The organism is Microbulbifer maximicatervae (SeqCode) (assembly GCF_052468095.1).
In genome coordinates this window covers 2,585,526-2,599,202 of the sequence record NZ_CP174332.1, presented here as the reverse complement: position 1 = coordinate 2,599,202, position 13,677 = coordinate 2,585,526, and the positions used below count along the sequence as shown (strand labels likewise).

General features: G+C 48.4%; 10 protein-coding genes. 3 read left to right on the top strand and 7 right to left on the bottom strand.

Annotated features, from left to right (window positions below):
• Window positions 1–23 precede the first annotated feature (23 nt).
• The gene (locus ACJJIL_RS11105) at window positions 24–935 is read left to right on the top strand and encodes a right-handed parallel beta-helix repeat-containing protein (RefSeq protein ID WP_445361969.1); all 912 of its coding nucleotides are present in this window, start codon (window positions 24–26) and stop codon (window positions 933–935) included.
• Window positions 936–1,179: 244 nt separating this feature from the next.
• Here ACJJIL_RS11105 and pbpC read toward each other — a convergent pair whose 3' ends face one another.
• The 3 genes from pbpC to ACJJIL_RS11090 all read right to left on the bottom strand — a co-directional run bounded on the left by pbpC (window position 1,180) and on the right by ACJJIL_RS11090 (window position 9,114).
• Window positions 1,180–3,546 carry a penicillin-binding protein 1C gene (gene pbpC, locus ACJJIL_RS11100; RefSeq protein WP_445361968.1) on the bottom strand — a complete coding sequence of 789 codons (2,367 nt, stop codon included), beginning with the start codon at window positions 3,544–3,546 and terminating at the stop codon, window positions 1,180–1,182.
• Window positions 3,543–8,660: an alpha-2-macroglobulin family protein gene (locus ACJJIL_RS11095; RefSeq protein ID WP_445361967.1), complete on the bottom strand. Its 5,118-nt coding sequence runs from the start codon at window positions 8,658–8,660 to the stop codon at window positions 3,543–3,545. Before ACJJIL_RS11095 ends, pbpC begins: the two co-directional genes overlap by 4 nt.
• Before the next feature lie 295 nt (window positions 8,661–8,955).
• Window positions 8,956–9,114, bottom strand: a complete 159-nt coding sequence (locus ACJJIL_RS11090; protein WP_282932647.1) for a hypothetical protein — start codon at window positions 9,112–9,114, stop codon at window positions 8,956–8,958.
• Between the two features lie 326 nt (window positions 9,115–9,440).
• Between ACJJIL_RS11090 and ACJJIL_RS11085 the strand changes: the two genes are divergently transcribed.
• Window positions 9,441–9,629 carry a hypothetical protein gene (locus tag ACJJIL_RS11085; protein WP_445361966.1) on the top strand — a complete coding sequence of 63 codons (189 nt, stop codon included), beginning with the start codon at window positions 9,441–9,443 and terminating at the stop codon, window positions 9,627–9,629.
• A gap of 220 nt (window positions 9,630–9,849) precedes the next feature.
• On the opposite strand, the gene ACJJIL_RS11080 is transcribed toward ACJJIL_RS11085, so the two are convergent.
• Complete coding sequence (locus tag ACJJIL_RS11080; protein ID WP_445361965.1) at window positions 9,850–10,269, bottom strand: hypothetical protein; 420 nt, start codon at window positions 10,267–10,269, stop codon at window positions 9,850–9,852.
• Between the two features lie 272 nt (window positions 10,270–10,541).
• On the opposite strand from ACJJIL_RS11080, the gene ACJJIL_RS11075 reads away from it, so the two are divergent.
• Entirely contained in the window at window positions 10,542–11,603 is a 1,062-nt protein-coding gene (locus ACJJIL_RS11075) for an FAD-dependent oxidoreductase (RefSeq protein ID WP_445361964.1), read from the top strand.
• Between the two features lie 11 nt (window positions 11,604–11,614).
• On the opposite strand, the gene ACJJIL_RS11070 is transcribed toward ACJJIL_RS11075, so the two are convergent.
• The 3 genes from ACJJIL_RS11070 to ACJJIL_RS11060 all read right to left on the bottom strand — a co-directional run bounded on the left by ACJJIL_RS11070 (window position 11,615) and on the right by ACJJIL_RS11060 (window position 13,631).
• Window positions 11,615–11,932: a heavy metal-binding domain-containing protein gene (locus ACJJIL_RS11070; protein WP_413665654.1), complete on the bottom strand. Its 318-nt coding sequence runs from the start codon at window positions 11,930–11,932 to the stop codon at window positions 11,615–11,617.
• Between the two features lie 490 nt (window positions 11,933–12,422).
• Window positions 12,423–12,929, bottom strand: a complete 507-nt coding sequence (locus ACJJIL_RS11065) for an arsinothricin resistance N-acetyltransferase ArsN1 family B (protein ID WP_445361963.1) — start codon at window positions 12,927–12,929, stop codon at window positions 12,423–12,425.
• 99 nt (window positions 12,930–13,028) lie between these two features.
• Complete coding sequence (locus tag ACJJIL_RS11060; RefSeq protein WP_445361962.1) at window positions 13,029–13,631, bottom strand: hypothetical protein; 603 nt, start codon at window positions 13,629–13,631, stop codon at window positions 13,029–13,031.
• Window positions 13,632–13,677: the final 46 nt, after the last annotated feature.

Genomic DNA, 13,677 nt, shown 5'->3' with positions numbered 1-13,677 from the left:
TATATCAATGAGAGGGACCTGCTATGAACACCTATTACCACAAGTTAGTCACAGCTTTCGTCACAAGTGCTACTTTATTCTCATCACCACTTGTTATGGCTGTTGATTGTGGCGATGTAATAACAACAGCTGAAACCCTGTCGGAAACGCTGAATTGTGAACTGAGCCTGGCGAATCCCTATGCGGTAACAGTAACTGGACCCGGTGGAAGCCTTACGATGGCAGAGGGCGGGGAAATTATTTGTGATAACCCAAATCTAGAAGGTATTGCTGGAATTTTGGTTAATGGATTATCTGGTGCCGTTTATGGTGGGACGATAACCGACTGCCCAGATGGTTTAAACCTGGAGGGAGATGGATTTCATACCATAGATGGAATTATCATCTTAAACTCTCCACGAGAGGGAATTGTTATTGATAGTGACTCCAATAATATTGTTGGGAATCAAATTATTGATACTGGCAATGATGATGGTATAGATGTTAGAGGCGATCGAAACCAAATTATCAATAATTATATTGAATCAGCCGGTGATCAGGGGATTACGGTAAATGGTGTGTTTACACTGGTTCAGCTAAATACTGTTGTCGGCAGTACTGATGGTGATAACGGAATTGATATTAATGAAAGTAATACAACAGTTATTCAGAACTTTGTTACCGGCAGTGCGAGTAATGGGATTGAACTCAATGTGGATGTATCAAGTACTTCTATAATACAAAACATAGTCATGGAAAATGGGACAAATGGCTCGCCTGATACAGCCGGTTTCAATATCGCTGGATTCGATAATGAGAATAATATAGTAGTAGGGAATACGTCGCTTGATAACTCTGCATTTGATTTGCGTGATCCTACCGATCCAACCTGTAGTGGAAGTAATACTTGGATTGGCAATACTCATGTAACAGCAGAACCTGCCTGCTTGGATTAAAATCGGGGAGGCTTTTAATCTGGGAAAAGTAGAAGCGTGTAAGTGATACTGCTGGAGAAGGCGGAAAGATATACTGCGTTTAAGGTGTGCTGTGCATTCGTGTGTTCCCTATTTTGGGAGTTACTAAAATTAAACTCGAACTACGATGTTCCACGCCAATGCTGACACTCGATTGCCGATAGGGTGACACTAAGGGATATGTTCTGTGAGAGAAACGACATGGCAGTCTTCTGCTTTATGAAAATCAGTTGTCGCTTCCTACAAAAATCTCAATCCGATCGACATTCCCGCTAGCATCCAGTACAGCAATTTGGTGCTTACCACTTCCCGGAAGTAGTGCCAGGTTTTCATTTCCGAGGGTTTCGCCCTTGGGTTCACCGTTTAGGAACCAATAGCGCTTTCCCTGTCCGCCAATCGCGCCCAGAGTTAAACGCGGAAGTGGGGCATTTTTGCCGGTAGGTCGATACTGGTTACCATCTCCAGCTCCGATAATCTTTAGTGGAGTCCCCGTTGTTGCAGTCGGGGTGTAACACTCGGGAGCCGTCGGAGGAATTTGTTGGGCCCGGGTGTGGTTTTCAGGTAGCCAGGATTCCAGTTCTTTCGGCCAAAGGGCTAGGCTATGCCTTTCAGTAGTAGAATCCATACAACTGGGCTTTACCCGCATACCTTGCCGGTTTGCAAAGAAACTAAAGGTTTGTGCTGCCCGCAGAGGCTCACCTTGCGGCGATAGTGTTCTGGGTGTGCGCCCTTGGATTAACCAGGCGTTGTGTTGCAGATGGCAGTGGCTGGTTTGTGTGAGCGTCTTCTGGCCTCCAAGTGGCCAACAAATAGTCTCTTGAGTTACTGAGTCTGGCTTTTTCAGGTGCTGTTGTTTGTTGTCTGGTAATGCGGCGATAACTGCGTTCAACAGAGGTGTGGCACTAATGGAGCCATAGTAACCGGGTAGGGGAGTACCATCCGGTCGGCCTACCCAAATGCCGACGGTGTAGCCGGGAGTTACGCCAATCGCCCAGGCATCCCGATAGCCGTAGCTGGTGCCTGTCTTCCAGGCGATATCTGCCTTGTTTTGTCGCACCAGATTGCGCCAACGGCGGGAACCTCCGCGATTGGAAGCGAGCATTTCAAATGTAATCCAAGCCGCCTCAGAAGACATCAGATACCTTTCACGTACCGGCTCCTCGGATAAATAGCGGGGAGCTGCAGTCTGGCCTCCCCGTGCCAGTGCGGCATAAATACCTGTCAGCTGGTCAAGACGAGCACCTACGCCCCCCAAAATCATGGCCAAGTTGGGTCTACCACCACTGGGAAACTCTAGTGCTAGTCCGGCATTTTCCAGGGCTGCGGCCAATCGACCGGGGCCGTAATGTTCCAGTAGCTGAACTGCAGGGACATTGAGAGATTTCTGAAGGGCGCTAGTGGCGGTGACAGGGCCGGCGAAGCCTCGATGGAAATTTTCAGGGCGGTAATCGCCGTAGATGCGGGGCGCATCGCTAAGTAGGGAGGCGCTGTGGATCAGGTCCTCATCAATGGCAAGTCCGTACAAAAAGGGCTTGAGCGTAGAGCCCGGTGAGCGTACAGCCCTGGCCATATCCACATAGCCATAGCGGCGCCCGTTACCAAAATGAGAAGCTCCCACGTAGGCGCGCACAGATAAATCGGAATTCTCCAAAACTACAACAGCTGCAGATGTTTTGGCTGGATAGCTATCCATATGATCGCGCAGAAAATCTTCCAATCCGCGCTGGATGTTGCCATCGATTGTGGTGCGAATAACTTCTTGATCGCTGATGGTATTTACCAGTCTGCGAGCTAGGTGTGGGGCGTTTTGTGGGAATTCCAAGCGTTCCGCATAGACCTGCTCAAGTTGGGCGCGTTTAACATCCTCAGTGCTCCAGACGGTAAATGACTGCAGTCTATCCAGAACTTTGTCCCGGGCTTTTTGTGCCTTTAGAGGATGCCGGTCTGGCCGCAGGCGGCTCGGCGCCTGAGGGAGTACAGCTAGCAGTGCAGCTTCCGCATGGGTAAGGTCGGAGGCTGATTTACGCAGGTATAGACGGCTGGCTGCTTCCACGCCTTCAATATTGCCGCCGTAAGGTGCGAGGTTCAGGTACAGATCGAGAATTTCATCCTTGTTGAAATGCCATTCCAACTGCAATGCACGCAATATCTGCTTGGTTTTGCCCGGCAGAGTTTTGCGGTGTGGGTCCAGTAGTCGCGCTACCTGCATGGTGAGAGTGGAACCGCCGGAAACGACTCGTCCATTGCGAAGGTACTGGACTGAAGCTCGCAATAGGGCTAGCGGATTTACTCCGGGGTGCCGATAGAAGTGTCGGTCTTCGTAGGTGAGAAGAGCTTCGATAAAGCGCGGCGATACATTTTCCCGAGATATTGGGTATCTCCAAACTCCGCGACTGTCGGCAAAGAAACGTAGTGGTTTGCCGTAGCGATCTGCAACGACCTGTGCAAAGTCTTGAGTTTCGGGAAGAGGTGGAGGGAAAGCAAAGTCGAGCAGTAGCAGTACCGCTGTGAGGGCGGCGGGCGCAAGCAGCAGTGCGCGAACTCTGCGACTGCTGCTTTGCCAGGCTCTCCGGATAGTGGCCAACAGCTTCACTGTTTACCGATTACCCGCATTTGCGTTAGGGGATTTTCACCGATAGCGAAGCGTTCAGGTTTGTACATATCCTCTACGTAGGGTGGGGGCACCTGATAGTTGCCGGGGGTTACTGCGCGGGCGATATAGAAGAGATTGGTGGTTTTGTATCTCAGCTGATCCAGTGCCGCCACAAAGCGGTCATCGCGATATTCAGTGTGTTGGATATTGTCCTGGGTGTCCTGCCACTGGGCAATACTTTTGCCATCGAACTCGAGTTCATCCACTTTGACACTGTCGGCCAGGTTTTGATTCTCCAGCTCAAAACCTGCGGGCAATAGGTCCACTGCAAGTAGGTCGGGCAGGCGCTGGTCCGCATCAATTTGCAAACGCACCAGGTAAAGCTCGCCCTCACGAACCTGATTGGGAATGACTTCCGTGCCATCTAAATTGTGGTAGCTGCGTTTAATTCTGACACCTTTATCCATCTCCGCCTCAGGTGACTTCTTGCTGTAACCATTGATAGTGATTGCTGCATAGAGCTTTTCCATCTGTGCAGTTACCTCAAGTGCGCTGGCGGCTTCGCGCCCACGGAATAATGCGCTGTGCGGGTTATCGCTATTGAGCTCGCGCAAGCCATCAATACTGGCCAAAGTCGCAGACCAGTTTGCACTGCTATTGAGTTGCAACTGTGCTCCAGCCATAAACACACTATTGCGCTCCTGTGTGCTGAGATATTGGCGACCGTGGAGAAGATCGGCCAGCTCGAACACCAGGGATTCCGTTTTATCACCTGCGAAATTGTGCTCTAGGAGCAGGGAGATCATTTGAGCCGTATCCCGTAGGTCTGATCCATAATCGCCATAGTAGCTGCGGCGTTTGCGCTCGATTTTAAGCGCTTTTTGCAGGGCCTCCTGGGCCAGGGTGGCATCGCCCATGGTGTGCAAAGCGATTGCCATATGCAGGTTTGGCAAGGGAGATTGGGTCAGGCTCGAGCCGCTTTCATAAAGGGTACGCAGTTGCCCGAGAGACACTTTCTGTACTCGTGAGAGCACATAGGCTGCGTAAGCTCTTGCGGCATAAGCATAGAAATCGGGACTATAGCTATAGCGTTGCTGATAGAAAGCACCGCGCTCACGGGCATAGTCCTGCAGGCGCTTGAGTGCGGATTCCAGGCGGTTATTGTCAAATACGATTCCCTGGTCCCGGGCCCGCAATAGAAGATCGACTACATAGGCGGTTAGCCACTGGCTTTCGGAAGACTCGGAACTCCATAGGCCAAAGCTGCCGTTCCCTTTTTGCATACTGAAAATGCGTTCAATACCTGCGTCGATACGCTCGGCCCGCTCATTCTCATCCAGAGGTTCAAGGCCCAGTTTTTGCTGTCGCTGCGGCGTTGCCATGACTAGTGGGAAGGTCCGGCTGGAGGTTTGTTCCAGGCAGCCGTAGGGGTATTGCAGGAGGTTGGATAGGTGATCCTGTAACTGCAGTTGCGGTCGGCTGTCCAGGGATACCAGGGTGTGAACAGTTCCAGGCATTAGGGAATCCAGGAAGCTGCTATCGGCACTGAAGCTCTCGCCCTGGGACAGGAGTCTGCGCTGGTTGCGTGTGGTTGCCGGCCAAGCGGGGCGCACGCCCAGGCGCCACTGCTGTTCGATATCGATATTATTTCCATCTTTATCGACGGCACCCTGCACGACCAGTTTGAACTCCGCATCTCCGGTGGCATCTTTGGCGGTGATAGGGAAGCGTAAAGTTTTGCGTTCACCATCCGCCAGTTCCAGCATCCGCTCACCCTTTTCCAAATCTACCGCGCCCACTGATTGCATATTTACACTGAGTTTTTGGGAGCGGCCACTTAAGTTATTGAGGTCAAGGGCCAGTGTGCTGCTATCACCAGGGGCCATAAAGCGAGGCAAGGCGGCTTGGGTGACAACCGGTGAGGCGACTGTTATTTCTCCGTCGGCGCTGCCGAATCGGTCTTTGCTGAAAGAAACCGCCATCAGGCGCAGCTGTCCGTTAAACTCCGGTAGTTGTAGCGCGACCTTGGCCTGGCCCTGAGTATCAAATTCAACGGGTCCTGAGAATAAAGATACTATTTGAACGTCGGAGTTGGGCTCGTCGCCGCCTCGGGCCAGTTCCGCATCGCCGCCAAAACGTTGCTCCACCAGTTTGCCACTGCTGGATTCAATAATGCGATGATAAATATCCCTTACATCCACACCGTAACGGCGCTGGCCAAAAAAGGCCTCGAAGGGATCCGGGGTTTCGAAGCGGGTGATATTAAGTACACCGACATCGACGGCGGCCAGGGTAGCCCAGGCTTTGTCTCCGTTTTGTTCGATAGAATTTTCGTCGGCAGAAATGGTAACTTCAATTTCCGAGCCGGGCAGGGCACTCGTGGGCGCTTCAAGTGAAATGGGCAGGTGCCGAGGATCGCGATCCAGGGGCAGATGGGCTAGACCAAAAGCGCGATTGGGGGCGATACGCTCATTCTTGTCCGCAGGGCGCAGAGCCGTAACAGAAATATAGGTGTCGTGGCGATCCCACTCAGGAGAGATTGGGATTTCGATATTGGTGCCCGACTTTTCTACAGGTAGTCGTTTGGACCACAATAGTTGGTCGCTCTCCACCAACACCAACGCCTCTCCGTTAGCGGGCGGTACTATGGTGAGTTGCGCCAGATCTCCAGAAGAGTACTTTGGTTTATCCAGTGACAGGGCCACGGTATCCGGACGCGCAGCCTGGCCTTTGGCTACTTGGTCCTTACGCCACCAGTAATACCAGTCCCGGCCGGCGTGGAAGCGTAAGCTGCTGGTTGCCCCCGTATTGGTATCAGTGACTTCTAAGCGGTAGTGGCCATGTTCCACTGGTACTGTGAGCTTCAGAGGCTGCTCTTCGGTGAATTGGAGCTGGCGACTGAAAGTTTCAAATTCAGCACTTGAGTATTCATAGTGCCAGCCCCGATTTGCAGAGTACTCCCAAAAGTACTGGCGGTCTTCGGAAATTAACACCGCTTTGAGATCCCGCCCGATAACAGGCTCGCCCTGTGCGTCAGCAACCACTATTTCAAATTCAGGCCTGCTGTTGGCCGATGGGTTTTCCTCTCCAAAATTTGGGCGAATACCTACCACCGGGTGTGTGGGCCATACCAGGACTGGATGTTGGCGAGTTACCGGGCGGCCGCCGGATTCGAACAGGCTGGAAACCAAGTTGATTTTCAGCGGGCTCTTTGCTCGTTTCCAACGGGAGCGCAAGGTCAGATTGCTCAACCCTTCCTCATTGAGCTCAATCGTTGGGGCATGAAACTGTCGCGTGGGCAAAGATTCATTAGTGTTCCCAAATAAGAACCCTTTCCACTGGGGGAAGGGTTCGCGATAGTGGCTAATTTGCACCAGAGTTTCCAGGCGGTTTTTTACCGCTGGCGCACCATAGAGATAACTACCCTCTACTTGAAGTTCGAAAGACTCTTTGTGGCCCTCTACCAGACTGCGCTCTTCACCATCTTGCAAAACTAGCTTCATTCGCTCTGGCAGGAATTCTTCTACCTTAAATGGATAATTCACTTTGCGCCCATCGGCTAGCTCAACATCCAGGCGCCAGTCACCGGTAGGTGCATTTTGTGGAAGTGGGATAAGCTTTTCGTAGTATCCGGGCGCGCTGGCGTGCCATGTAAATACGCGCGCGCTGGTATTGTCCGGCTTTATGAGTTCTGCCTTGATCGGCAGGTCTTTGATATAGCGACCATCATAGTTGCGCAGCAGCCCGCTCACCTGGATCGATTCATTGGGGCGATACAGATCTCGCGGGCCATACATGAAAAACTCCATCGGTCTCGAAGGGCGCTGGCCCAACTGAAAATCCGAAAGGTCCAATGCAGGTTCACGCAGGTCGAGTATGGAGAAGTGACCGGTATCAGGATCTCTTGCGATAAAGAAGCGCTGTGAGTCTTCCTGTTCCTGCGTCAGAGCAAAGCGCACCTGGCCGTCTTGGTCGGTTGTGTATTGCTGGATTAGCTCCCCTTTGTTGTTGAGCAGCTCAACTTCAATGCCCTTAAGAGCCTGCCCTTCATCCAGAGATGAAACATAGAGGTCCACACTGTTTGGGTAGTACCGCGCATGAAGGCCTAAGTTTGAGATAGAGAAGTGGGTGACATCATAGAGGTTGGTGTCATACATGCCTGCCGGCTGCATAACCGCGACATAGATACCTGGTTGTTGCAGGGGCTTTATATGCCCGATAGAGAGGTCGAAATCTCGCTGGACATATTTCTCCTTGGTGAGATCGAACTGGGCACTATAGACAAAATCGGCCACTTGATTGAGGGACTTCAAGCGGTAGTAGTATTTTAGTGACTGGCTTTTGATCAGCCTGAAGAACTCGGAATAATGTTCAGGTTTCACTCTATGGAAGTGAATCTGTGCGGCCTCAACACTGACTGCAGTAACAGGTAGGCCGGGAGTTACCGTCGCGGGAAAAATACTTCCATTGCTGGCAAAGCTGATACTGGGCTCAATCCGTCGGGTGCGAATCCTCTCCTGTTTCTCTTCCTGTAACTCCAAGCCGTTTTCGCCGGGCAGACCCGGGAGCAGGGTGAGTTTATAGCGAGTATCTGGTTCAATATGAGGAAAATAGAGAATTTTCTGACTATCGGAGAGAACCCAACCACCATCTACACGCTCGCCATCGTCACGGGATAGACTCAAGTAGGAGCCAAAGTGGGCATTGCCCAGTAAAGGTTCAGAAAAGATAACAGCGATGGCCCGTGCATCTTTAAACGTCCGCTCCCCAACATGGAGGACCTTTAGAAAGTGATCCCCGGAGATTTGAGTGCTGGCTGTGACTTGTGAAGGGGTAGCATCATTCTCTGTCAGCTCAGTAGAATTAGTTTCAGAAGTGCGCTGAGCTTCATCAGATTTCGAGCTTATTTCACTAGAAGAGGCCGCTTCTTTTTTATGCACTTTCTCAGTGGGGTTGAGAACTTGTGCCTGGTTGTTACCCTCTTCAACGCTCCCGCCTTCCGCAAGCTTGGGGGTGTCAGCGAGTTTCTTCTCTGACTTTTCTTGTGAGCAAGCCATAGCAATAAGACAAAGAAGAATGACCGCAATCCAGCGTGGTGAGCGGTGAAGGGACATGGGTATTTCCTTATAGAATCCATTTAACGGCGCACAATTTAGTCCGTCTTTAAATATGTCTCAAGTTTCCTCCATGGTTTCCGTGCTCGGTATCTACTTCTGATGCAAGAGTGTATCAATGTGAGGCGGGATTACTGATGGCTGGAAAACAAATTTATGGAATGGTGGGGTGGCAATTAGGTGGCTTAGGGGGTAAGCGACCTTCCTGTTCTATGGTACCAAATTGGAGTGTGTAATTTATTTGATAATCACTAGTTCAATTGAATCTAGGCGAAATAACGTTGTACCACTACACTTATGTTGGCTTCTTTTTACGTTTAAATAGCTTAATCCAGAAGATTCCTTCAAAGATAATGCCAAGAGCAAGGAAGATTACCCCTCCCACAGGGACTCCGAAAGCGTAGCAGGCAATCGCCGCAAATAAAAATAGCAGTGCGGTGGCAATTCTTTTCACTTTGATATTCCTTTGTTATGCCTCAGTACTAGCCTAAGCTTATCCTACTTCAAAGACTATACTGAATACCGGACTTAAACCCAACATAAATAATGCCCAAGCATAGAACTGTGGAACAGAAAGCTAAAGGCAGATAGAGTTTGTGATGGCCATGCCTGACCCTGTAAATCGTCACCACTATCAGCGAACTTAAGGCCAAAAGTGCCGATAAGCCTAGAGCCATAAAGATGACTTGAACTTCAGTAATACCATCATTTCCGGCAACTAGCGTCGGTTCTAAATACTTGGGGCCACTTTGCCTGGCAGCTGTTACAGCGGAGACACTTTTGGCTAAAAGCAGTTCGTTACCATTAAGCCCTCGCCAGTACTCCATAATGGAAATAAGAGTTGCTATTGAACTTGCTATAAGGCAAAGGCTGATTTTTGAAGCGGTAGCCATGATGCTTGAAGTTGGGGGCATACAGAATGTCTTATTTTGTCTTTCTATTGAGTTTGCTTTGCCAGAATGTGATTAGTAAGCAGGCAGCTAATGTAGGTATGAAAACGACTAAAGCCTGAAACATCAATATGGAGGCCTGGAGCTTCAGAATTTCACCTTCACCAAAAGAGTTATCGTAAATGTAATGTGCAGCCAGAGTATAACTTAGGCTGACTATTATAGAAGTAATCAGTGATCTTAGAATCATTGTTTTAGTTAACTATGATAACTCAGCTTGGATGGCCTTTAAGGATAAACTAAAGCTGTGTTAGATTTCTAAGGAAATTATTAATTGATTCTTGTAGTTCGTAATCCTCTGCACTGACAGAATAGATTTGTGCTTTATGGGCAAATTTCAAGGCTTTATCTTGATTGTTTAGCCTCAAAAAACGTTCAGCTATTTCCAGGGCAATTGAAGCTGAAAACAAAGGGAGATCTAATTTTATGGAGCAGTTAAGTCCCTGCGTGTATGCCTGTATTGCAGCCTCACAGCTTTCTGAAAAATCACCCAGAGCCTCCCACTGTAGGGGATGGTCTAGCTCGCCTCCGGCATATTTTGCGCATAGTCTCTCTAGCGAGTTGAGGGAGTCTTGGCACCCAGCTTTATCCCCAGAGGCGGATTTATTGACTATCTCAAGTGCGAGTCCATGTACATCATCGTAAAGTGGTGTAATCATTTAGAAATTATACCCAAGAGATGAAATATAAAAATATCGATATAACAGTGGGTACTCTTTGGCAAGACGAGTCTTTTGTCTATCGTTGCCAGATATTAGAGGTTTTGACTTCGCAAGTTTAAGTACGTCCTCACCAAGCGGTGACTGGTATTGCTGTGAAGAGATCACTGGTGGCGACCGAGGTTTTTTATAAAGAGTCTCAGACCAGTCAGTCATCCTTACTCTTTCATATGTACTATCTTACTGTTAGGTGGGGTTATTTGAGGTAGCCTGTGAAAGTACTGATTGTTGGGGCTGGGCCCACGGGCCTTACAACAGCGGTCGAGCTTGCTCGGCGAGGGCTATTGCCAAGAATTGTGGACCGCAGGGATAGCGCTTCAACCCTTAGTCGAGCGGTGGGAGTTACTTCTCGCAGCCTTGAGTTGCTTTCACACTCTGGCGTTTCTGAAAAGTTGATTGCCGAGGGGATCGCTGTTCAGAGCGCATGCATTTACCTAAATACGAATTTAGCTCTAGAGTTTCCCCTCCATTCCAATCGGACCTATTTCCCCGCCATTCTTGGACTTCCTCAAGACAGAACTGAAGCTCTCATGGCTCAGGTTTTATCTGGTATGGGAGTCGAAGTTGAATACAGGAAAGAACTCAAAACCCTTACAGAGGAAAAGAGTGGGGTAGTGGCTTTTTTTGATAATGGTGAAGAGGAGCGATTTGACCTAGTCATAGGAGCGGATGGTATTCGCAGTACTGTTCGTGAAGCTGCAGGTATCAGTTATCCTGGATTTGATTTGGAAGAAGTGTGGTCAATCGCGGATGTTGATACAGGGGATTGGCCTCCTAAAAGAAAGTTTACCTTGGTCAAAATGGAATCTGGCGTGGTCGCTGTTGCGGTGCCTTTGGGAGAAGGCCGACACCGTCTGGTAGCTAGCTGTGATAATGCAATTAAAGCATTTCCGATGGAGGTGGATGTTAAGAGGGTTAGGCGGGAGGGAACCTTTAAAATCTCAATTCGGCAAGCGGAAACTTACTCAAAGGGCAGGATACATCTAGCTGGGGATGCTGCCCATTGTCACTCTCCGGTTGGGGGTCGAGGTATGAACCTTGGGATAGCTGATGCAGCCGAATTGGCAAAACGAATCACTGAGGGGCAGCTCTTAGGCTACTCTGAATTGCGCCATCAAGAAGATAAAAAGGTTATTGAGGTTACTGAGCGTGGCCGGAAAATGATCACTGGACAATCCCTGAAAGCAAGATTTGAATTTAGAGCGTTAATCGCTGCCGCCAGTTCTATTCCTGCGGTGCGGAGAAAACTGGGGCAGTTTGCGGTAGAACTTTAGGGCATTCCAACCTATTTTTTTAGTTTTACAGCTGTACCAAAAACAAGAATTTCTGAGGAGCCATCCATAATTGCACTTGTAGTAAAACGAATTCCTACCACGGCATCAGCGCCTTTTTGCCGGGCACTGTCACTCAATCTTTGAAAAGCTTTGTTTCTCGCTTCGGTCAGCATCTCCGTATAGCCTCGTATCTCTCCACCGACAATACTCTTTATACCTGCCATTAAGTCACGGCCGATATGTTTTGATTGAACAACGTTGCCCGTAACGATATCCAGCACCTCCGATATTTCTCTTCCTGGTACTGTTTCTGTAGTTGAAAAAATCATATCATTTCCTTAATTATAATTACCTATATTTTTGGCTCTATTGGTGATCTTACCCTAACCTGGATCCGTTATGCGAATATATTTAATTGTTTGATGGTGGTCGAAAGTTTGTTTTTAGCTGCCGTGTCTTTTCTGGATTTTAGCTTTTATCTTACATTAAATGAGGTAGGGTTCCGGGGTGAAAAGTGTAATGATCATATAGGTCAGTAACTTTTGATGGAATATGAGCTAAATTAAAAGCAATCCAGCAATTACTGCAACTTTCTCTATAGTAAGTTGTCCACTTTTATTTTGGTATAAATTGGGAGGGGAATCAGTGCCCTCAATAAAGTCTCGGCTACTCAATTTAATAGCCCTTGCTGCACAAAAACGCGCAGTTATGATCTTAGATTAGAGAGGATTTGGTAACATTTGGGTTAAAAATCCCTAGTGGGGTTTATGTGGGTACATAAAAGTTGCTTAAAATGTACTCCTTCATGATGTGCTTATTTCATGCTTTCTCCTTTCTTAAGGGGAGTAAGCACTGCCAATAACCAACATCTATCCACTGGTTAAATTTTCGGCCGACCTCTTTGAAATGAGCAACTTTTTCCATTCCAAACTTCTCATGAAGTGCTACGCTGCCTGCATTTGGTAGAGCTATACCGCAGATTACCGCGTGGACATTGAGTTCACTTAACTGTTTAAACAGTTCATTATAGAGCTTCGAACCCCAGCCTTTAGAAGAATAGTTCGTGTCCAAGTACACGGTAGCCACCACCGAATACTGGTAAGCACAGCGTCCTTTCCATTTACTGGCATAACAATAGCCTATTAAACGGCCCTCATTCTCAGCAACTAACCAGGGAAGATTGTTTTTTGAGCATTCTTCGACTCGGTCGGCGATAATTTCTGCAGAAACTGGCTCTACCTCAAAAGTGATACAGGTATTCTCCACATAGTAATTGTAGATTTTAGCAATCCCAGCAGAGTCAGAAGCTTTAACTGCTCGTATCATACTGTTGTCTCTCCCTATGTTTGATAGCATTGGCCAGAGATTGGTGGTGAACTGACTAGCCAGATACCCACTGGCTGGCTCTGTAAAGCTTTATCAATGCTAACTTTTCTTTTTACTATTTAGCGACTTTTCCATGGCTTTTGATTCTTCTAGTGTACGAACAGACCAATCTATTCGCTGCTGATCAGAGACTATATCAGAATCAATGTTATACAGGCTCCAGTTTCCAGAGTCGTCTTTAACAAACTGAGTGCCGTACCACTGTGGCCGACCAAGATTCATCATTAAGCGATCCCAAGTGGCCGCTTTTAGCCAATTAGCTTCATTCTTATTCTCTGCCAGGGTTGCTGCAATAGTGGCAAGGGCATGGGCCAGTCTTATATCTTCTGACTTATTACCATGCTGGAAGATAAGTGCCGCATTATAGTAATCCTTTGAGGTTCTGATTCGGCCTTCTGCTAGCATTTTTGAGACTTTTTTTCGTCGATCCTCGTCTTCTTTATTGAGTGAACTCCAGTCAATTTCACTGTGAGGTATATTGCGTGCATTTTGATCCTGGTTAAATAGTTCTGCTAGTTGGATATTTTCCGGCGTAGCTTTGTTGTTGTGAGAATCGTAACCCTCCTCTGTCTCAACAGCGAGGGAGGTATGAGCGACAAATCCAAGAAAAAGAGATAGATATTTAAGTGGGATATATTTCATATTGAACTCTACACGTCTGGCCATCGGAGTGATGGCAACTGGTAGT